This is a genomic window from Cupriavidus sp. H18C2 (assembly GCF_049393795.1).
GTDB classification, from domain to species: domain Bacteria; phylum Pseudomonadota; class Gammaproteobacteria; order Burkholderiales; family Burkholderiaceae; genus Cupriavidus; species Cupriavidus pauculus_C.
In genome coordinates this window covers 804,625-824,971 of sequence record NZ_CP186011.1, presented here as the reverse complement: position 1 = coordinate 824,971, position 20,347 = coordinate 804,625, and the positions used below count along the sequence as shown (strand labels likewise).

The 20,347-nt window shown below is 70.2% G+C and carries 20 protein-coding genes and 1 pseudogene; 6 read left to right on the top strand and 15 right to left on the bottom strand.

The window, feature by feature from the left end; translation table 11 throughout:
* Positions 1 to 82: 82 nt before the first annotated feature.
* A complete protein-coding gene (locus tag EPAKOI_RS20260) occupies positions 83 to 925 on the top strand; it encodes an EamA family transporter (RefSeq protein WP_423194451.1) in 843 nt (280 codons plus the stop codon).
* A 16-nt stretch (positions 926 to 941) separates the two neighbouring features.
* Here the strand turns inward: EPAKOI_RS20260 and EPAKOI_RS20255 are convergent, their stop codons facing one another.
* The 9 genes from EPAKOI_RS20255 to EPAKOI_RS20215 form a co-directional block, all read right to left on the bottom strand.
* Positions 942 to 2,018, bottom strand: coding sequence for an AbrB family transcriptional regulator (locus tag EPAKOI_RS20255; protein WP_423194450.1), 1,077 nt, complete (start codon positions 2,016 to 2,018; stop codon positions 942 to 944).
* A gap of 78 nt (positions 2,019 to 2,096) precedes the next feature.
* A complete protein-coding gene (locus tag EPAKOI_RS20250) occupies positions 2,097 to 3,062 on the bottom strand; it encodes a Bug family tripartite tricarboxylate transporter substrate binding protein (protein ID WP_253700220.1) in 966 nt (321 codons plus the stop codon).
* A gap of 111 nt (positions 3,063 to 3,173) precedes the next feature.
* Positions 3,174 to 4,646, bottom strand: a complete 1,473-nt coding sequence (locus tag EPAKOI_RS20245) for an FAD-dependent oxidoreductase (protein ID WP_423194449.1) — start codon at positions 4,644 to 4,646, stop codon at positions 3,174 to 3,176.
* Positions 4,643 to 4,945 carry a (2Fe-2S)-binding protein gene (locus tag EPAKOI_RS20240; protein WP_124686509.1) on the bottom strand — a complete coding sequence of 101 codons (303 nt, stop codon included), beginning with the start codon at positions 4,943 to 4,945 and terminating at the stop codon, positions 4,643 to 4,645. Before EPAKOI_RS20240 ends, EPAKOI_RS20245 begins: the two co-directional genes overlap by 4 nt.
* Entirely contained in the window at positions 4,929 to 6,068 is a 1,140-nt protein-coding gene (locus tag EPAKOI_RS20235; RefSeq protein WP_423194448.1) for an NAD(P)/FAD-dependent oxidoreductase, read from the bottom strand. The genes EPAKOI_RS20240 and EPAKOI_RS20235 overlap by 17 nt, the downstream gene beginning before the upstream one ends.
* A 124-nt stretch (positions 6,069 to 6,192) precedes the next feature.
* Complete coding sequence (locus tag EPAKOI_RS20230) at positions 6,193 to 7,116, bottom strand: LysR substrate-binding domain-containing protein (protein ID WP_423194447.1); 924 nt, start codon at positions 7,114 to 7,116, stop codon at positions 6,193 to 6,195.
* Between the two features lie 89 nt (positions 7,117 to 7,205).
* On the bottom strand, positions 7,206 to 7,883 hold the full coding sequence (bluB, locus tag EPAKOI_RS20225; RefSeq protein ID WP_423194446.1) for a 5,6-dimethylbenzimidazole synthase: 678 nt from the start codon (positions 7,881 to 7,883) through the stop codon (positions 7,206 to 7,208).
* A gap of 284 nt (positions 7,884 to 8,167) precedes the next feature.
* Positions 8,168 to 9,157 (bottom strand): acyltransferase, encoded by a 990-nt coding sequence (locus tag EPAKOI_RS20220; protein WP_124686513.1) that lies wholly within the window; start codon positions 9,155 to 9,157, stop codon positions 8,168 to 8,170.
* 123 nt (positions 9,158 to 9,280) lie between these two features.
* A complete protein-coding gene (locus tag EPAKOI_RS20215) occupies positions 9,281 to 9,856 on the bottom strand; it encodes a hypothetical protein (RefSeq protein WP_124686514.1) in 576 nt (191 codons plus the stop codon).
* A gap of 111 nt (positions 9,857 to 9,967) precedes the next feature.
* Between EPAKOI_RS20215 and yddG the strand changes: the two genes are divergently transcribed.
* The 3 genes from yddG (at position 9,968) to EPAKOI_RS20200 (ending at position 12,969) form a co-directional block, all read left to right on the top strand.
* Positions 9,968 to 10,897, top strand: a complete 930-nt coding sequence (yddG, locus tag EPAKOI_RS20210) for an aromatic amino acid DMT transporter YddG (RefSeq protein WP_423194445.1) — start codon at positions 9,968 to 9,970, stop codon at positions 10,895 to 10,897.
* 232 nt (positions 10,898 to 11,129) lie between these two features.
* The gene (locus EPAKOI_RS20205; protein ID WP_313836180.1) at positions 11,130 to 12,182 is read left to right on the top strand and encodes a porin; all 1,053 of its coding nucleotides are present in this window, start codon (positions 11,130 to 11,132) and stop codon (positions 12,180 to 12,182) included.
* A 238-nt stretch (positions 12,183 to 12,420) separates the two neighbouring features.
* Complete coding sequence (locus EPAKOI_RS20200) at positions 12,421 to 12,969, top strand: lipocalin family protein (RefSeq protein ID WP_423194549.1); 549 nt, start codon at positions 12,421 to 12,423, stop codon at positions 12,967 to 12,969.
* A gap of 27 nt (positions 12,970 to 12,996) precedes the next feature.
* On the opposite strand, the gene EPAKOI_RS20195 is transcribed toward EPAKOI_RS20200, so the two are convergent.
* The 5 genes and pseudogenes from EPAKOI_RS20195 to EPAKOI_RS20175 form a co-directional block, all read right to left on the bottom strand.
* Complete coding sequence (locus tag EPAKOI_RS20195; protein WP_313836181.1) at positions 12,997 to 13,665, bottom strand: dihydrofolate reductase family protein; 669 nt, start codon at positions 13,663 to 13,665, stop codon at positions 12,997 to 12,999.
* A 91-nt stretch (positions 13,666 to 13,756) separates the two neighbouring features.
* Positions 13,757 to 15,073, bottom strand: a complete 1,317-nt coding sequence (locus EPAKOI_RS20190) for an MFS transporter (protein ID WP_423194444.1) — start codon at positions 15,071 to 15,073, stop codon at positions 13,757 to 13,759.
* 72 nt (positions 15,074 to 15,145) lie between these two features.
* Positions 15,146 to 15,958 carry a phosphate/phosphite/phosphonate ABC transporter substrate-binding protein gene (locus tag EPAKOI_RS20185; protein ID WP_423194548.1) on the bottom strand — a complete coding sequence of 271 codons (813 nt, stop codon included), beginning with the start codon at positions 15,956 to 15,958 and terminating at the stop codon, positions 15,146 to 15,148.
* A gap of 1 nt (position 15,959) precedes the next feature.
* Complete coding sequence (locus EPAKOI_RS20180) at positions 15,960 to 16,964, bottom strand: ornithine cyclodeaminase family protein (RefSeq protein WP_313836184.1); 1,005 nt, start codon at positions 16,962 to 16,964, stop codon at positions 15,960 to 15,962.
* Between the two features lie 11 nt (positions 16,965 to 16,975).
* Positions 16,976 to 17,941 (bottom strand): annotated as a pseudogene (locus tag EPAKOI_RS20175) (Bug family tripartite tricarboxylate transporter substrate binding protein).
* A gap of 336 nt (positions 17,942 to 18,277) precedes the next feature.
* Here EPAKOI_RS20175 and hutC point away from each other — a divergent pair.
* The gene (gene hutC, locus EPAKOI_RS20170) at positions 18,278 to 19,018 is read left to right on the top strand and encodes a histidine utilization repressor (RefSeq protein ID WP_313836187.1); all 741 of its coding nucleotides are present in this window, start codon (positions 18,278 to 18,280) and stop codon (positions 19,016 to 19,018) included.
* Positions 19,019 to 19,130: 112 nt separating this feature from the next.
* On the top strand, positions 19,131 to 19,661 hold the full coding sequence (locus EPAKOI_RS20165; protein ID WP_423194443.1) for a hypothetical protein: 531 nt from the start codon (positions 19,131 to 19,133) through the stop codon (positions 19,659 to 19,661).
* Positions 19,662 to 19,678: 17 nt separating this feature from the next.
* Here EPAKOI_RS20165 and EPAKOI_RS20160 read toward each other — a convergent pair whose 3' ends face one another.
* Entirely contained in the window at positions 19,679 to 20,104 is a 426-nt protein-coding gene (locus tag EPAKOI_RS20160) for a hypothetical protein (RefSeq protein WP_124686522.1), read from the bottom strand.
* Positions 20,105 to 20,347: the final 243 nt, after the last annotated feature.

Genomic DNA, 20,347 nt, shown 5'->3' with positions numbered 1-20,347 from the left:
GGGGCGAGCGGCCAATTTATCTGGTTTGTCGCGCGGCTACAAGATAGATAACCTGCACGCTTCGTTGCCCCTGGGGATCCCCATGCTGAGTCTGTCCGGCGGTGCCGTCCTGCTGGCCGCGGTGCTCCACGCGAGCTGGAACGCGATGCTGCACGGCAATCGCGACCGCTTCTGGTCCATGACGTGGATGAGCGTCGCGATGGCGGCCGTGGCCACGCCGGTGGTGCTGACGTCCCCGCTGCCGGACCCGGCCGCTTGGCCGTACATCGTCGCGTCCGGGCTCGTGCACATCGTCTACAACGTCAGCCTCGTGCGGTCCTACCGCCGCAGCGACCTGGCCGTGGCCTATCCCGTCGCGCGTGGCTCGTCGCCGCTGCTGGTCGCGCTGGGCGCGGCGCTGTTCGCGCAGGAAGCGATCCGGCCCGTGCACGCGCTGGGCATCGTCATGATCTCGGGCGGCATCATCGCGCTGGCGCTGCAGGGGCGCCGCGTGTCCGGCGCGGGCGTGTGGGCGGCGCTGGCCACGGGGGCCATCATCGCGCTCTATACCGTGATCGACGGCATCGGCGTGCGGGTCTCCGGCGGGCAGGCGGCGAGCTACGCCGCGTGGATGTTCCTGTTCTACTGGCTGATGCCGGTGCTGTTCGTCGCGGCGCGCGGCAGCGAGGCGTTCTGGGCGCCGATCCGCACGGCGCCGTGGTCGGCGGTGTCGTCGATGGGCGGCGGGCTGGTGTCGGTGGCCGCCTACGGCATCGTGATCTGGGCGTTGCAGGCCGGGGCGATGGGCATGGTGTCGGCGCTGCGCGAAACCAGCGTGGTCTTTGCGGTGCTGATCGGCCGGGTATGGCTGCGCGAGGCGGTCAGCCCCGCGCGCTGGGTGGCCTGCGTGGTGGTGGCGGCCGGGGCCGTCTGCCTGGGGCTGTGAGCCGGGTGCGGGCGCGTCACGGCGTGCCGGCGATGTCCCGGCCGATGCCGCGCGCAATCCGCCGCGCAATCCACGGCCCGCAGACGACCACCGAGAACAGCCGCAGCGTCTGCGTGGCGACGACGAAGTTCATGTCGGCGTGCGTGCCCAGCGCGATGGCGACGATCGATTCGACGCCGCCGGGCGACGTAGCCAGGTAGGCGGTCAGGAAACTGACGTCGCCGGTGGCCGAGATCAGCCATGCGGCCGCGGCGCAGAGCGCCATCATCGCCACGATGGCGGCCAGCATGACCGGCAGCGATGCCACCAGCGGCCGCAGCAGGTCGCGCCGGAACTGCAGGCCGATGGTCCAGCCCAGCACCGCGAAGCAGCCGGCCAGCAGCGGGGCGGGCACCACCACCGGCACCGGCACGGCGGTCACCCACGCGGCGCCGAGCGCCATCGGCACCAGAAAGGCGCCGGCCAGGATGCGAAAGCGCGTGCCGATCCAGCAGCCCAGCGCCGCGATGCCGAAGGCGGCCAGCGTGCCGATCTGCCAGGGCGTGCCGGCGAGCGGCGTGGCCGCTGTCAGCGCCGCCGGCGCCAGCGGCTGGGCATCGACGATGGCATGGGCCACCAGCGGCCCGGTGACCACCACCAGCACCACGCGCAGGTACTGCATCAGCGAGACCAGGATGCCGTCGCCGCCGTTGTCGGTGGCCAGCGCGCCCATGATCGACGCCGCGCCGGGCAGGCTGCCCCACGCGCCGGTCGTGCCGGGCAGCCGCGAATACCGTACCAGCAGCCAGCCGACCAGCGCGGCACTGCCGATGGTCAGCGCCACGCCCAGCACCACCAGTCCGTCGGATGCCGCTTCCAGCAGTTCGGAAAGATGCAGCGTGCTGGCGATGGCCGTGCCCGTCAGCGCCTGCGCCAGGGCGGTGAGCCGGGGCGCGATGCGCAGGCGGACGTCGAGGCAGCCGGCGGCCATGCCGCAGGCCATCGCCGCCACCAGCACGCTGGCCGTGGCGATCACCGGCTGCAGCAGCCAGCCCAGTCCCAGCGTACAGGCCAGGACGACGGGCCAGTGCAAGGCCCAGCGTTGGTTCGACATCGCGTGCGGCGGGGGCGCCCGTGGAGGGAGATCGACGAGGATCGGAGGCTGGATTCTATCCCGCCACCGGGCCGCCGCTCAGTCCAGCTTGATGCCGACGGCCTTGACGACCTTTTCCCACTTCTGGGTGTCGCGGTTCACCAGTTGCGTGAATTCCACCGGCCCCAGCGCGCTGGGCTCCATGCCCTGCTTGGCGATGGTGTCGCGGATGGCCGGCTGCGCCACCACGGCCGCAATCTCCTGCGCCAGGCGGTTCACGGTGGGCATCGGCGTGCCGCCGGTGGTGAACACGCCGTACCACGACACCACCTCGTAGCCGGGCACGCCCGATTCGGCGATGGTCGGCACGTTCGGCATGGTCTCCACGCGCTTGCTGCCGGTCACGGCGATGATGCGCACCTTGCCGGTATCGGCGCCGGCCTTGGCCGACGGCAGGCTGGCGAACGTCATTTGCGCCTGGCCAGCCATCACGTCCTGCATGGCCGGGGCATCGCCGCGATACGGGATGTGCGTGATCGACACGCCCGCCATGCTCTTGAACAGCTCGGCCGACAGGTGCGAGATCGTGCCGTTGCCGGGCGACGTGACGTTGAGCTTGCCGGGGTTGGCGCGGGCGTACGCCAGCAACTCCTGCACGGTCTTGACGGGCAGGTCGTTGTTGACCACCAGCGCATTGGCCGACCGGGCCACCAGCGACACGGGCTGCACGCCCTTGACCGGGTCGTACGGCAGCTTGCTGTAGATCGACGGCGCGATGGCCTGCCCGCCCACGGAGCCCAGCAGCAGCACCGAGCCGTCCGGCCGGGCGCGCGCCATCTCGGCCGTGGCCAGCGTGCTGCCGCCGCCGGGCTTGTTCTCCACGACGATCGTGGTCTTGGTGTTGATCTGGAACTGCGTGGACACCGTGCGCGCGATGACGTCGTTGCCGCCGCCCGGCGCAAAGCCGACGAGCATGCGGATGGGGCCGGGGGGCAGCTCCTGCGCCAGGCCGTGCGTAGCGGCCAGCGCAAGGGCGAGAGCGGGGACGATCTTGGTAAACGCCATGTTGAGTCTCGTTGGAAGGTTGGGGTGGCTCTCAGGGTGCGCGTCGCTGTGCTGGTCTGGCTGGCGGGATCCGGCCTGCGCCGGTCCCGCTCGATAGGTATGGGTGCTGCGTTACTTCTTGAATCGCACCACGGCGTCCCGCGATGCCTGCGTCTGCGGCAGCGTGGCGATCTCGCCCAGCGTCACCGGCTTGGTCGGGAACCGCAGCCGGTAGTAGCCCACGTCGCGCGGATGGCGCTGCTGCTCGTCGGCAATCAGCTCGGTCACGGTCAGCCCGCAGAAGCGGCCCTGGCACGGGCCCATGCCGCACCGCAGGAACGCCTTGAGCTGGTTCGGCCCCTGGCAGCCGATGCGCGCGGCGTGGCGCACCTGCTCGGCCGTGGCTTCCTCGCAGCGGCAGACGATGGTGTCGCCCACCGGGCGGCGGAACTGGGGCAGCGGGCGGTACAGCACCTCGAAGAATTCCCGGCCCCGCGTGGCGCGGGCCAGCGCGGCCCGATGCGGCGCGGCACTGGCGTCGCGCGCGGCGGTGCCGATGGCACCCAGCGCGGCGGCGGCGCCGAGCGCGGCGATGCGTCCCCGGTGCTCGGCGGCCATGGCGCCCGCGATGCCGGCGCCGTCACCGGCGATGCTCACATGCGGCACCGATGTGGCGCCCCAGCCGTCCACCTGCGGCTCCCAGCAGTCCTGCCGGTCGTTCCAGACATGCTCGGCGCCAATGGCGCGCGACAGGTTCGTATTCGGCACCACGCCCTGGTGCAGCAGCACCTGGTCGACGGCCAGCGTGCGGCGCTGCCCGCCGGCTTCGTAGCGCAGTTCGGCCACCAGCCCGCTGTCGCCGGCAATGGCTTCCAGCGCGGTCACGTTGCTGACGATCGGCACGGCCTTGCGCACCGCGCGCAGCATCGTCAGGCCCTTGCGCAGGTACGGCGAGCGCAGGAAGCCCCAGGCGTGCGGCAGCGCGTGGCGCCACTGGCCGTTGTCGGTCGTCTCCAGGATGGCCTCCAGCCGGACGCCGGCCTGCAGGTACTGGTACGCCAGCAGGTAGAGCAGCGGCCCGCCGCCGGCCAGCACGGTGCGGCCATCGGGCACCACGCCGGACGTCTTGAGCAGGATCTGCGCCGCGCCGGCCGTGATCACGCCGGGCAGCGTCCAGCCGGGGATCGGGAAGGGACGCTCCTGCGCGCCGGTGGCCAGGATGATGTGGCGGCAGTGCAGCAGCGCGGCCTGCGGGTCGTTGCCGGGCGCCGCCACGGAGTACGCGACCTCGAAGCCTGCCGCGGCGCCGTCCGGCTGCGGATCGCGGGCGTTGATCGACCAGACCGTGGCCGCGCCAATGTGCCGCGCGCCGCTGCGGGCGAAGGGTTCCAGCAGGGCCTCGCCATGCCAGTAGTCCTTGCCCAGGATCGCGCGGTCCTGCACGGGCGTGCTGGTGATCGCGCGATAGATCTGGCCGCCCGGGGCTGGCTGTTCGTCGACCAGCACCGTGGACAGGCCCAGCGCCGCCGCCTGCGTGGCGGCCGCCAGCCCGGCCGGGCCGGCGCCCACCACCAGCACGTCGCAGTTGGTCACGTCGATGCTCATGCCGCCACCTCGCGCGCGCCGATCTGGCGCTCCACGCGCATGCCGTCGCGCACGCGGGTCATGCATGCCTGCTGGTTCGGCCGGCCGTCGATGCGGACCAGGCAGTCGTAGCAGACGCCCATCATGCAATAGGGCCCGCGCGCGGCGCCCGACACGGCGGTGTCGCGGCACGCCAGCACGCCGGCCGCGAACAGGGCCGCCGCCACGCTGTCGCCCTCGCGGCAGGCCAGCGGCACGCCGTCCACGGTAAGCCGTACGGGGCGCCCGGCCGGTTCGGCGGCGTCAATGCGTCTGAACATGGAATCTCCGGGTCGAGAAGGGGGCCAGGTCCGGCGACAGCGCGCCGGCGGCGATCATCGGGGCAAGGTGCAGCGCGTGCGTGGCGGCCAGCGTCACGCCGCTATGGCAGGTGACGATGAACGCGCCGGGCTGGGTGGGCGACTGCTCGTAGACCGGAAAGCCGTCCTTGGCCCGCACGCGCAGGGCCGACCACGCGCGCACCGCGCGCACATCGCGCAGCGCGGGCAGCGTGCGCACGGCGCGGTCGGCCAGCGTCGCCAGCACCGGCAGCGTGGTGACCTGCTCGGCATAGCCCGCGTCTTCCTGGGAATCGCCAACCAGCCAGCTACCTTCGTCGTTCTGGCGCAGCGTGACCATCGGCGTGTCCAGCAGCCGGCGCGTGCGCTCCAGCACCAGGATCTGGCCGCGTTGCGGCGCCATGGGCAGGTCGATGCCGACCATGCGGCCCAGGTCGCCGTTGCGCAAGCCGCCGGCCAGCACGATCTTGCGCGCGCGGATGTCGCCTTGCGGCGTGGTCAGCGCAAATTCGCCGCCGGGCTGCCGCTCGATGGCCGTGACGCCGTGGTGCGGCAGGTATTGGACGCCGCTGGTGCTGAACGCGGTATGGAACGCGCGCAGCAGCTTGAGCGGGTTGACGATGCCATCGTGCGGCGTCCAGATCGCGCCCGTCACGTCGGGCCCCAGCCCCGGCACCAGCGAGGCGGCCTGGTGGTGGTCCAGCAGCTTCCACTCGTACGGTTCCACGCCGGGCTGGGCCATCAGCGTCTGCACCCACGCCAGCCGCGCTTCCACTTCGTAGTCGCCCATCAGCGGGGTCAGGCCGCCTTTCTGTTCCAGCGCCACGTCGATGCCGGTTTCCTGCGCCAGCCGCGCGGCCAGGCGCGGCCACATGCGCGTGGAGTTCAGCGTCCAGCGGCTGTAGGTGCCCAGGCCGTAGCCCTTGCTCTGCAGCCAGACCAGCCCAAAGTTGCCGCGCGATGCGCGCAGCGCGATGTCGCCTTCGTCCAGCACGGCGATGGTGCCGGCGTGGTCGCGCAGGCCGTAGGCCACGGCCGAGCCGACCAGGCCGCCGCCCACGACGGCCACGTCGAAGACCGGGAAACGGGGGGAGGCGGCAGCCATCAGCGGCGCCTCCGGTGGGGATGTTGCGGGCCCTGGGCCCTGCTGGAATTCATGTCGTACTCGCAAGCGTGTCACTGCGAGCGAGTATGCGCACGCGGGTGGCCCCCGCGCAAATACGAGTCTGTCAGGCGTCCATACCAAAACCTGATAGCTCGGCCGGCAGCGATGCCGTTTCGGCCGCGATGCCGGCGATCATCTCCGCGATGAAGCGGTCCACCAGCACGTTGGCGGGCCGGTTGCGGGCCAGCAGCAGGTAGCTGACAAACGGAATGCGTGGCGCGAACGGGCGCACCACCACCTCGTTCAGGTGCAGCCGGGCTACCAGCGGATTGACAATGCCGACGCCGAGCCCCAGCCCCACCATCCGGCAGATCGTGGCGCCGTAGGGGGTCTCGAAGTGCAGCACGCGGCGGTCGTCGGCGGCAAAGGCGGCGTCCACGGCGGCGCGCAGGCCGTCGCCATGGCTCATCGAGATGAACGATTCCCCGGCAAGGTCGGCCGGGGTAATCACGTCGTGGCTGGCCAGCCGGTGGCTGGGCGGCAGCACGCAGCAGCCGGACAGGTCTGCCACGGGCTGCGCGTCGGTGACGGCGGCCGGTGGCAGGTACGAGACGAGCCCGAGGTCGCAGTAGCGGCCACCGACGCGGTCCGCCACCAGCTGGGTGCTGCCGGTTTCCATCGCCACGTGGACGTCGGGGTAGTCGGCATGAAAGCGCTGGAGCACCAGTGGCAGCACGGTCATGGCCAGCGACGGCACCGACGCGATGCGCAGCCGGCCCTTGCCGAACTGGCGGATGTCGCGCGCGGCGTCCTTGAGCGCGTCCAGCCCTACGAACGCGCGCTCCACCTCGCGCACGAAGGCCAGCCCTTCCTCGGTGGGCACCAGCCGGCCGGCCGTGCGCGTGAACAGCGTGAGCCCCGTGCCGTATTCGAGCTGGGCGATCAGCCGGCTGACGTTCGGCTGCGACGTGTGCAATTCCGCCGCGGCGGCGGTCATCGATCCGGACCGCATGACGGCCTGGAATGCCTGGATTTCCTTGAATTTCATCGCGGGGGCTGGGGGGATGGGGCGCAGCCGCGATGGTATACCAGATCCGTATGCGGGCGGCCTGCGTGACGCCGGATCGGTATGGCGGCTCAGGACTTGCCGTCCGGGCAGGGCGCCAGCGATCCGCCCCAGAGAATCCGTTCCAGCGGCTGCCGCTGTCGCCAGCCTTCCTGCTCCAGCATCGGCGCGGCATAGAACGCCGGCACCGGGCCCAGGCACAGCAGCCCGAACGGCCGGGCGCCGGGCGGCAGGCCCAGCTCGCGCGCGAGCGCGTCGGGGTCGAACATCGAGACCCAGCCGAGGCCCAGGTTCTCGGCCCGCGCCGCGAGCCACAGGTTCTGAACCGCGCAGGCGGCCGACGCCCAGGCCATCTCCACCGGCATGCTGCGGCGGCCGAAGACCGTGCCGTCGTCGGGCGCCAGGATCACGGCCAGCAGCTCGGCGGCCTCGCGGATGCCCTCGACCTTGAGCCGCAGGAATTCGTCGCCGCGCGGCCCCAGCGCCTGCGCCGTGGCCTGCCGCTCGGCTTCCACCAGTGGGGCCAGCCGCGCGCGCCACGCCGGCGTGCTCAGGCGCATGAAGCGCCACGGCTGCATCAGGCCGACCGATGGCGCCTGGTTGGCTGCATCGAGCAGGCGCGCCAGCTGGTCGTCGGGCAGCAGCGGGCCCGGCGTGAAATGGCGGCAGTCGCGCCGCAGCGCCAGGATGCGGTACAGCGCCGCGCGTTCGGCGGCGTCAATGTGGGGATCGGCCGAAGGCTGTTCCATGGAGTCTGCAAGTCGTCAAAACAAGCGGCGGGCAAGGGCCCGCCAGTGGCCGCGAGGGTACCGCAAATGGCGCGGGCCCGCGCCGGTCGTTGTCTGCTGGAGTCGGAAGATTCTGATCCGCAGCGCTGACGGCCGGGACGAAAAAAATGCCACGCGGCGGGGATCCGCGTGGCACCGAAGATGAGCGCAGGGGAGGGTCAACCCTGGACTCCGTTGGGTCACCCGCATTGCACGGGCAAACCCAGTGTAGGGGAGACGATTCTCATCGTGGAATCGGAAAAATCTTAAATTCGCTCAGAAGCGTCCGAGTCGACCAGCGCGGCCATCGCGCGATCCTTTTCTTCCCATTGCTGTGCCAGCCAATGGTGGAAATCCGCGCGGAAGACCGGATCGGCGCCGTAGTCGCCGCCGCAGAAGCTTTGCGGGATCGGAATCTGCCGAATCATGACGACGATGCGCCCGGCGCGGCCGCAGGCAAGGTCCCAGAAGCTCGGCACGCCGTCGGGGTACACGATCGTCGCGTCGATCATCGAGCGGAACTGGTCGCCCATGGCGCTGAGCGTGGTAGCCAGCGCGCCGGCTCGTGGCTTCAGCAAATGGCGATACGGCGACGATTGCGCGATCCGCTTGGCCTCGGAAAACCGCGTGCCCTCGGCAAACACCATCACGCTGGTCGGCACGAGCCGGAACTTCTGGCACGCGCGCCGGGCCGTTTCCTGGTCCTGGCGGCCCCGCTGCGGCTTGCGGCGCAGTTGCGCCTTGCTGTAGCGCTTCATGAACGGGAAATCGAGCGCCCACCACGCCAGGCCGATGAACGGCACGTACAGCAACTGCTGCTTCAGGAAGAACTTCAGCAGCGGGATGCGCTTGTTCAGCGCGGCCTGCAGCACGAAGATGTCGACCCAGGTCTGGTGGTTGCAGTTGACCAGGTACCAGTCGTCGAGCCGCAGCCCGCTGTTGCCGTGAATCGTCCAGATGCCCGGTTGCAGCCGGGCGATCCAGCGCGTATTGCACGAGATCCAGTAGGTGGCGATGCCGTTCAGCACCGGGTCCAGCCGCCGGCGCACCGCGCGCGTCGGCACGGCCAGCTTGACCAGCGCCAGCAGGACGATCGGCACAAAGCACAGCAGCGTATTGACCACCAGCAAGGTCACGCTGAACAGGCCGGTCAGCGCTGGCAGGCGGCGGGTGGGGTGGCGGGTCTGGCGGGGGAGGTCGGACGCGGACAGCGGCGCCAGGCTGGCGCGACGGGGGGTGGGGGGTGTCGATGGCATGCCCGCCAGTGTGCAAGAGCGGGTCACGCCATCATTTGTCCTCGATCAAATCGAGGTGGGCAATCTGGCGATTCGACGATCCGGGAGGCGGATTGGCCGCGCGGGGGATGGCAGCGTGTGCAGTCAGGGCCGGGTTGCGTCGGCCGGCGCGCCGGCGTCAAGCAGCGCGGCGATTTCCGGGTCTCGCTGCCGGATATCCCACTCCCCGGCCGCCACCTTGGCGAACTGCTCGGTGCAAAGCTCGGCGATGACCTGCCGTTCGCCGTGTTCCAGCGCCACGCGCATCACGTCGAGTTGCTGGTTGGTGAAGCTGTCGATCAGCATCGCGTTCTGGGTCAGCAATTCCTGGCTGGCGCGGCGTTCTTCCTCGGTGCTGCCATGGGCGGCCGATGCTTCCAGCCGCGCGCGGTACTGGCGCGACACGGCCATGTGGGCCGCGTTGCGGGCCTGCCAGCCGGCCCAGGCGGCTTCCACCGCCGCGCGGGTGCGCGGAGCGTGGCGGCTGCAATAGTCGGCCGTGTTGCGCAGCACGGCTTCGTCCAGATGCGGCACGAGCGCGGCCGCCGCTTCCAGTTCGCTGCGCGCGGCGGGCGGCGCGGGGGTGGCGGGCGCGGCGGGCTCCTCGTTGGAGCAGGCCGTGGCCGCCAGGATGGCCATGCCGGCGGCTACGGCCAGCGGCATGGTCTTGAAGCGGGACATCCGGGGACACCTCCTGTCGATCGATGGTCGGCATTTTACTTGGATCGACATGGCGCCCGGCCAGCCAAGTAAAATGCCGCTCCTTCCGCCCTCGTCAACGCTTTTTGTCCCATGGCAGTCACTCCCGGTAGAACCCAGGCCACGCTGATCGGCCTTGTCGCGATCGTGCTCTGGAGCGCCATCGTCGGCCTGATCCGCGGCGTCAGCCAGAGCTTTGGCGCCACGGGCGGCGCGGCGCTGATGTACACGGTTGCGTCGGTGCTGCTCTGGCTCACGGTGGGCCCGGCCCGCGTCCGTGCGCTGCCGCGCGCCTATCTGGTCTGGGGCAGCCTGCTGTTCGTGTCGTACGAGGTCTGCCTGTCGCTGTCGATCGGCTACGCCAACACCGCCCGGCAGGCCATCGAGGTCGGCATGGTCAACTACCTCTGGCCGAGCTTCACGATGCTGGCCGCGATCCTGTTCAACGGCCAGCGCGCCAACTGGCTGATCGTGCCCGGCTTTGCGGTGGCGCTGCTAGGCATCGCGTCAGTGCTGGGCGGCGACCAGGGGCTGGACCCGGCCGGCATGGCGGCCAATATCCGCGACAATCCGCTCAGCTACGGCCTGTCGTTCTGCGGCGCCATGATCTGGGCCGGCTACTGCACGGTGACGGCCCGCATCGCCCAGGGCAAGAACGCCGTCACGCTGTTCTTCATGCTGACCGCGCTGGTGCTGTGGGGCAAGTACCTGTTCACCGGCGGCGAGACCATGGTGTTCAGCGCCGCCGGCTGCCTGTACCTGGCGCTGGCCGCCTGCGCCATGGGCTTTGGCTACGCCGCGTGGAACGTCGGCATCCTGCACGGCAACGTGACCGTGCTGGCCGGCGCGTCCTACTTCATCCCGGTGGTGTCGGCGGCGCTGGCCGCCACGCTGCTGCAGGCGCCGCTGTCGCTGGCGTTCTGGAAGGGCGCGGCAATGGTCTGCGCCGGATCCATCCTCTGCTGGTTCGCCACGCGCGCGGGCAGCGTCCGCAAGGCATCCACGGCCGATACCGCGTCCTGACCGCGCGGTATAACTTCGGCCTTCCTCTCAGGGATTTCCCGCAACGGGCTCCCCATGCATCACTACATGATGTAATGTCGCATCCCTGATACATCCGAACCGACGGCTGTAACGCATTGAAATATGCGATCGGCCGCCGCGCGGAACGGGGACGTACACAGCGACAGCAGCATGCAGGCCCGGCACAGCCGGGCCGACGAGTGTTTTTTCAACGAGGGGAGACCCCAGAGTCATGAAGAAGAGAGAGATGTGGATGGCGGCGGCCGTGAGCGGCCTGTTCGCCGGGGGAGCGTTTGCCCAGACTTCCGTCACGCTGTACGGCGTGGCCGACGTGGGCGTGGAATTCGTCAACCATGCCGGCGCCGGTGACAACACCGCGGTGCGCATGCAGTCGGGCAACCTGTCGGGCTCGCGCTGGGGCCTGCGTGGCACCGAGAACCTGGGCGGCGGCCTGAGCGCCGTGTTCGCGCTGGAAAGCGGCTTCAACATCGACGACGGCCGCAGCGGCCAGGGTAACCGCCTGTTCGGCCGCCAGGCCTGGGTGGGCCTGAGCAGCACGTACGGCACGCTGTCGCTGGGCCGCCACAACACGCCGATGTATGACTTTGGCGTGCAGTACGACCCGATGGGCATCTCCACGCGCTACTCGATCGGCGTGCAGGACCCGTCGTTCCAGTCGCGTGCCGACAACTCGGTCAAGTACGCCGGCAAGTTCGGCCCGATCGCGGCCAAGCTGATGTACAGCACGGGCTACGACGGCGCCGCCGGCGTCAACGGCGAAGTGCCGGGCAACTACAAGGTGGGCCGCGAATTCGGCGGCAGCCTGGCCTACGAGAGCGGCGCGCTGGCCGTGGCCGTGGTCTATGACGAGCTGCGCGGCAACACCGTGGCCACCGGCGACGACAAGACCCGCAAGGTGGCCGTGGCCGCCAACTACAAGATCGGCCCGGTCAAGCCGTACCTGGGCTACCGCTACGCGCGCTTCATGACGGCGCCCGCGTCGCAGACCGCCAACCTGTACTGGGCTGGCGCGCAGTGGGACGTCACGCCGGCGTGGTCGCTGACCGGCGCGGCCTACTACCAGGACTTCCGCAACTCGGGCGCCGATCCGTGGCTGTTCGTCGTGTCGGCTGACTATTCGTTCTCGAAGCGCACCGACGCGTACCTGAACCTGGCCTACACGCGCAACAAGGACGGCTCGGATCTGGGCACGGGCGGCTTTGGCACCACGCTGCCGGGCAAGAACCAGACCGGCGTGCTGGTGGGCGTGCGTCACAAGTTCTGACGCCGCGCAGCGCCATGCGATGGAAAAGGGCACGTCCGCCGGATGTGCCCTTTTTTGTTGCCCGCAGGCGGGCCGCAGCGCACTTTTGCGCGTCCGGCGGGCAGCGAGTCAGCATCCTCCGACGCGCCGTGCCGGCCGGCGTCCGATGCAGCGGCAACGGCCGCGCGCCGCAGAATCGACGGGAATGTCGAGATTTCCGACGATCTGATCCCGGAGGTGGACCGTGAGAAAGTCAATGATGCCGCTGGCGGCAGCCGGCGTGGCCCTGGTGGGCGCCGCGTTCGCGGCCAAGGCGTATGGCAAGTTCTCGGGCGGCAAGCGCGGCAACGTGGCCGTGCCCGAACCGGCCAAGGCGGTGGACCTGGACCGCTACCTGGGCCAGTGGTACGAGTACGCCCGCTACGAGAACGGCTTCGAGCGTGGCTGCGAAGGCGTGACCGCCGAATACACGCTGCGCGACGACGGCCTGATCGGCGTGCGCAACACCTGCCATGAAGGCTGCGCTGGCGGCGAAGCGCGGGTCTCGGAAGGCCGTGCCCGCGTGGTGCCGGGCAGCGGCAACGCCAAGCTGGAAGTGTCGTTCTTCGGCCCGTTCTTCTTTGGCGACTACTGGGTGCTCGACCATTGCGACGACTACGCGTGGTCCATCGTCGGCGAGCCGTCCGGCCGCTTCCTGTGGGTCCTCACGCGCGACGCCCGGCCGTCGCCGGAACTGGCCGACTTCCTGGTCAGGCGCGTGGCCGCGCTGGGCTACGACACGTCGCTGCTGCGGACCACCGAGCACTGAGCCGGGCACCGAGCGCCCAGCGCGGGCTCAACCGGCTTCGCGCTGCCATTTTTCGCGCCGCGCCAGCTCCCGCGCGCTGGGCGTGGCCTGGGCGAACGACCCGGCTGGCACGTCGCCGGCCGGCACGTAGGTGCTCATCACCACGCCCGAGCCGGACGTCCGCGATTCCACCAGCTTGAGCGCCCCGGGCCGGGTATCGGGCTCGAACAGCCGCTTGCCGTGGCCCAGCACCACCGGGAAGGTCCACACGTTGTATTCGTCGACCAGGGACGCGGCGCGCAGCGTCTGGATCAGGTTGCCGCTGCCGATGACCTGCAGGTCCTTGCCCGCTTCGGCCTTCAGCGCGGCCACCGCGGCGGCCACGTCGCCCTGCAGCAGCGCCGCGTTGTCCCACTCCAGCGACGTCAGCGTGCGCGAAGCCACGTGCTTGCGCGTGGCGTTGAAGGTGCTGGCGATGGGGTCGTCGGCCGGCTGGTACGGCCAGTACGCGGCGAAGATCTCGTAGGTCTTGCGGCCCAGCAGCAGCTCGCGGTCCTTGCCGTCCAGCCCCTTCATGTCCTGGCCCATGGTGTCGTCCCAGAACGGGAACGTCCAGCCGCCGAACGCAAAGCCGCCGGCGGGGTCTTCCTCGGGGCCGCCCGGGGCCTGCATGATGCCGTCGAGCGAGACGAAGGTGGAGACGATCAGTTTTCTCATTGGTGGGCTCCCAGGGGCGGGGGCCGCCGCCGCATGCCGCAACCCCTGAGCCAAGGTAGGCGCCCGGGGCCTGCTGCGCAAGGCAAAACCGTCAGTCGAGCGCCCGGTTGCGCGATTCCACGTTGACCGACCCCACCGCCAGCGCCGCCGCGGCCAGCATGGCGGAAATCATCGCCAGCGCCAGCGTGAAGTGCGTGGCCATGACCGGGGCGATGATGGCCGGCGCGAACAGGCCGCCAAAGCGGGCCACGGCGCCGGCCGTGCCCATGCCGGTGGCGCGCAGGTTGGTCGGGTAGACCTCGGGCGTGAACGCGTACAGCGCGCCCCAGGTGCCCAGCAGCGCAAAGCTCATCAGCAGCGTGGAGCCCACCACCACCGTGGTCGACGTCCCCAGGCTGTACAGCATGCAGCCGGCCGCGCTGAGCAGCAGGAAGCCGATCAGCGTCGGCTTGCGGCCCCAGCGCTCCACGCCGTAGGCCGCCAGCGCATAGCCGGGTAGCTGCACCAGCGCCAGCACCACCAGGAACACCTGCCCGCGCATCCAGCCAAAGCCGGAACTGCTGAGCCGGATCGGCAGGTAGACGAACACCGCGTAGTAGGCAATCGAGATCAGCAGCCAGGCCAGCACCAGCCCCACGGTGCGGCGGCGGAACGTGGCGCCGAACAGCATGAAGACCGACGCCCGCTCGGGGGTTTCGGACTGCAGCGGGGGAATGGACACCCGCCGGCCGTTGGTGGACGCCACGCGCTCCAGCACCTGCCGCGCCTGTTCCGACTTGCCGTTGCGGTTCAGGAACAGCGGCGACTCGGGCACATACATGCGCGGGATCAGGCCGACCAGCGCCGGAATGCCGGTGACGAAGAAGATGATGCGCCAGGCGTCGTTGCCGTGGGCGCCGGCCGCCAGGGCCAGCATCGCCAGGCAGATGGTGCCCAGCGCCCAGAACGATTCCAGCAGCACCAGCCAGCGGCCGCGGCGGTCGCGCGGCAGGAATTCGGCCAGCATCGTGTAGTCCACGGGCAGCGTGCCGCCCACGCCGATGCCGGTCAGCAGCCGCAGCACCATCAGCCAGCCCAGGCTGGGCGCGAAGGCCGAGGCCACGCCGCAGGCCGCGTCGATGATGACGGCCAGCATCAGCGCCGGGCGCCGGCCGATGCGGTCGGCAATGCGGCCGAAGCAGAAGGCGCCCATCAGCATGCCGACGAAGAACGCGGTGCCGGTCTGCAGCGCCTGCGGCACCGTGACGCCGAAGGTGGCGGCAATCGACGGCGCGCTGAAGCCGATGGACAGCACCTGCATCGCGTCGGCCATCCACACCAGCCCGAAAATCACGAACAGCCGGTACTGGAACTTGCCGACACCGGCGGTACGGATGGCATCTTCGAAACTCATCGGCGTGGACGACATGGCGGGGGGCGGTCCGTTCGGCGGGTTGGGGGCGGTCGCGCCCATTCTAACGTGGCGCGAGCCGCCGCAGGGTCAGGCCAGTTCGGGATAGCCGCCGTCGTTGCTGGCTGCCGCCACGGCCAGCGGCGCGTAGGCGGCGGGGTCGGGGCGCACGAAGCGCGCCACCAGCACGGCGTCGAGCAGCGGCGCATAGGCAGCGTCGGCGTGCAGGCCGCAGAGCCGGTCGATCAGCGTCGCGCGCGCGGCGTCGTCCAGCGTGGCGGACGCCACCAGCAGCGGATTGGGCGTCCACGGCGTGCAGGCTACGGTGTGCAGGCCGTCGAGCCGGTCGGGCGCGTGCCGGCGCAGCAGATCGAGGAAATAGCTGTCCAGCGCGGTGACGTCGATCTCGCCGTCGCGCAAGGCCGTCAGCGCCCGCATCGGCGTGTCGAGCGGGCCGACCGAGGCACGGAACAGCGGCGCGCCATGCGTCTGGGCGCTGGGCGCCAGCAGGTGGCGCGCCGCGTGGTAGCCCGACTGCGAATGGCGCGCCATCCAGCCGATGCGGTGGCCGAACGTGTCGTCGATGTGCTGCCAGCCTGCATCCGCACGCACCAGCAGTTCGCTGCGGTAGCGCGGCTGGCCGCCGTATGCGGCCGGCGATGGCACCGGCGCCACCAGCGGCACCACGGGCGCCACGCGCTGCGCGAACGGCAGCCCGCACATGAAGCCGCACACCAGGTCCGGCCGCTGCCAGAGCTCGGGCAGCGGCGCGGGCCAGGCGTGCGGCACGATTGCCACCGGCCAGGACAGGTCGGTAAACACCCGCGTGAACAGGGCCTGCCACGCCGCCGCGACGGCCGGCGTGGCGTTGTACATGCGGAACGACGCGATGCCGGCCGCCATCTCAGGCAAAGCGCAGCGTCTGGCCCAGGCCCTTGGCGCGCGCCTTGGTCAGCATGGCGTGGCCCAGCGCGATGTCGGTGGTGGAAAGCCCGCGGTGCCAGAACAGGATCGTCTCGTCGTCGCGCTCGCGCCCCGGCTTCAGCCCGGCCACGATCTGGCCCAGCTCGGCGTGCAGGTTTTCCTCGTTCAGCCGACCGCTGTCCACGTGCTGGCGCAGCGCGCCGAACGGCAGGCCCTTGCGGCACTGGCCCCAGTCGTCCACCACCATCTTGCTCATGATGTCGGTCAGCGACAGCTCCACGGCGCTCATCGTGCCGTACGGAATCACCAGCGCGCCGGGCTGGATCCACTCGGTCAGCAGCATTGGCTGCGGCTTGGGCAGCCGCGACGCCTCTACCACGATATCGGCGCCGCGCACGCACGATTCCCAGTCCTCGGTCACGGTCACGGGCTTGCCCAGGTCGCGCGCGAGCCGCGCGGCAAACGCGTCGCGGCTCTCGGGCCGGCGGGAATGGACGCGGATCTCGTCGAAATCGAACAGCGAGTCGAGCAGCCGCACGTTCCAGTACGACGTGCCGCGCGCGCCGATGTGCCCCAGCACCTTGCTGCCCCGGCGCGCCAGATGCCTGGCGCCCAGCGCGGTCACGGCGCCGGTGCGCATGTCGGTGATGGCCGTGGCGTCGATCACGGCCAGCGGCACGCCGTTGTCGGGGTCGAACAGGTTCAGCAGCGCCATCTCGGACGGCAGCCCGTGCCGGTAGTTGTCGACATAGTCGGACACCACCTTCACCCCGGCCACGTGCAGCGGCTTGATAAAGCCGCGCAGCACGTTGAAGTGGCCCTTGTCCGACGATTCCGGCACCAGGTGCACGCGCGGCTCGATCACGGTCTCGCCGCGGCCCTGGGCGGCCAGTGCCGCTTCCACGGCGGCCAGGATCTCGGCGTCGGTCAGCGCCAGCTCGGCCACGTCCGGGCCGTTCAGGTAGGTCAGGTACAACGGGTTCACGGGGCGTCTCCTTACTGCAGCGGGGGAATGTTGGCGCGATGCACGATCGCGCGCCATTTCGTGGTCTCGGTGGCGATGGTGTCGCCGAACGCCTGGCTGGTGTTGCCCACCGGCTCCAGGCCCAGGCCATCTAGCTTCTGGCGCACGTCGGGGTCGCGCAGCACGGTGGCCACGTCGGCCTGCCACTTGCGTACCACGGCCTCCGGCGTGCCCTTGGGCGCCACCAGCCCGTACCACGACGTCACGTCGAAGCCCGGATAGCCCGATTCGGCGACGGTCGGCACGTTGGGCTACTGCGGCAGCCGGCGCGGCCCGGCCACGGCCAGCGGCACCAGCTTGCCGGTTCGGATGTGCTGGAGCACGGTGGAGATGCCGCCGAACATCATCTGCACCTGGCCGGCCAGCACGTCGTTGAGCGCCGGCGCCATGCCGTTGTACGGCACGTGCACGGTCTTGACGCCCGCTTCGAGGTTCAGCAGTTCGCCGGCCAGATGCGCGCCGCTGCCGTTTCCGGGCGAGGCAAAGTTCAGCTCGCCCGGGTGCGTGCGGGCGTAGGCCACGAGGTCCTTGAGCGAGCGCGCCGGCACCGACGGATTGACGACCAGCACGTTGGGCGAGGCCGCCAGCATCGTCACGGGTACGAAGTCGCGCGTCTCGAAGCTGAGCTTGCGGAACAGGATCGGGTTGACGGTCAGGTTGCCGGCCGGCGCCAGCCCCAGCGTATAGCCATCGGGCGCGGCGCGTGCCACGGCTTCCATGCCGATGTTGCCGGCCGCGCCGGGCTTGTTGTCGATCACCACGGGCTTGCCCCAGCGCTCCGACAGCTTCTGCCCGATCAGCCGCGGCAGCGCATCGGCCACGCCGCCGGCCGCGAACGGCACGACCACGCGCACGGGGCGGGACGGATAGTCGTCGGGCTGCGCCAACGCGGGACGCGGCAGCGCCGCGAGCACGGAGACCACGGCCGGCACGGCCATCCACAGCCGCCATCCGATGGCCGGCCTTCTTACGCAACGGTTCACGCAATTCTCCCCGTCATGGCACTTCGATCGTTGACCCGGCGACGCCGTGCGGCCCTTGTGCTGCCGGCCGACTTGTATAGACTGATCTTACGGAAGCCGTCAGATACTGTATAGACAACTTTTCGCATATCGGAAAGCGGATTTCTCATAAGATGCGGGGCGGCACGCGCGCGGTGCCGCGTGGCACTGGCGCTGTGCATGGCCATGCGTGGCACGCGGCGCTTTTCCCCGACATGGCCCACGCGCGGTCGCCTGATTCGATCGTCCACCCACCCGCAGCCGGGAGCCTGCATGCCGACACGCCCGACCGTCCGACCCAGCAACCCGCCCGCGCCGGCGTTCCAGCGCATCAAGGACTACGTGCAGGACCAGATTGCCGCCGGGGTCTGGCGCGAGGGCGACGCCATCCCGCCCGAGCTGCGGCTGGCCGAGACGTTCGCGGTGTCGCGCATGACCGTGAACCGCGCGCTGAACGAACTGGAGGCCGAGCAGATCCTGGTGCGGCGCAAGGGCGCCGGCACGTTCGTGGCGCAACAGCGCTACCAGGCCACCGTGGTGGAGATCCGCTCGATTGCCGAGGAAATCCGCGCGCGCGGCCACCGGCACCGCAGCAGCCTGTACCGGCTGGAGCGGCAGCGCGCCACGCGGGCCCTGGCCGCGCAGTTCGGCGTGGCGGAGCGCAGCACGCTGTTCCATTCGGTCATCGTCCACTTCGAGAACGACGCGCCGATCCAGGTGGAAGACCGCTGGGTCAACCCTGCGCTGGCGCCGGACTACATGGAGGCCGACTTTGGCGCCATCACGCCGAACGAGCACCTGATGCGCGTGGCGCCGCTGCAGCGGGCCGAGTACCAGATCGAGGCGCTGCTGCCCACGGCCGACGTGGCCGAGATGCTGGCCATCGCGCAGACGGAGCCGGCGCTGGTGCTGCGCCGGCGCACGTTCTCGCAGGGCGCGGTGGCGTCGGTGGTGGTGCTGTGGCACCCGGGCAGCCGCTACCGGTTTGGCGGCGCGCTGGGCCAGGCGCTGTAGCAGGCGCCCCGGCGCCGGGCGAGCTTGTCTGCCTCTGAATAAGCAATAGAATCCAAAGGGACAGGACGCCGGACAACGCAGGACGGCCAGGCCTGCCCAAGTGGAGAAGGGAATGGGTGCCAAACGCAAGACGCTGGCCGGAGCCCTGGCCGGGTTTGCCCTGATGCTGTCCGGCTGCGTGACCTATCCCGGCTACGACACGGGCTACGCCAGCTACTACGGCAGCGGCTACACCGGCTATGCCAGCTACACCGGCACGGGATCGTCCTACACCACCTACACCGGTTATCCGGCCTACTACGGCGGGTATTACGGCGGCTACCCCTACGGCTATCCCTACAGCTACGGCGGCTGGCCGTATTCCACCAGCATCTGGCTAGGCTATGGCTGCTGCGGCTACCGGGGCTACTACGGCTATCGCGGGTACTACGGCGGCTATCGCGGCTACTACGGCTATCGGGGCGGGTATTACGGCGGTTATCGCGGCGGCTATCGGGGCGGATATCACGGGGGATACCACGGCGGCTATCGCGGGGGTTACCACGGCGGTGGGGGCTACCGGGGTGGCGGCTATGGCGGCGGGGGCTATGGCGGCGCCTACGGCGGACGTGGCGGCGGCAGGGGAGGCGGACGGGGCCGCTGAGCGCGGCCCTGGGTGGCTTACGGTAGCTGGCGGAGCTGGCCGATGACGGACATCAGCCGGCCGTGCGCCACGGTGACCGACGCCTCGTCTTGCAGCGCTTCCTGGTAGCGCTTGCGGAACAGTTCGTCGCCCTGCTCGCTGAACAGCTTCTGCGTGGCGCCGGCCACGGCGCGGCAGGTTTCGTCGTGATGCTCGTCGCCGTCCAGTTCCTCGTCGATCTCGATGATCAGGCGCGACAGCGGATCGAGCCAGCGGAAGAACGATTCCTCGGTCACCAGCTGCACAAACTGTCCGGCGGGAATCGGGCCATGCAGTCTCTCGTACTGGCCCCGGTCGTAGCCGATGACCTCCTTGTGGACCTGGAGCAATGCCGCCCGCAGGGCACGCAGCCCCGAGCGGCGGGTTTCCTGGGTAGCAAGGAACTGTTCGCTGGGCATGCCCATCTCCACTTTTCCTGTTCATGGGCAGGCCGTATCGACTCGACCTTCGGCGGCATCCTCCCGGGGCCACCCTTCGCCTGCCCGTTGTTATCGGCAGCACACGTCCACGCTCGTTACCATGCACGCTGCGCAAGTCAGTATAGGCAGCGCCATGTCCCCAATCTAGCGCGGGGGCCTAGCGAAATACCCGTATTGCGGCCATGCGGCAAGGCAGGCAGGCCATGCGCCGGGCCGCCGTGCAGGCCC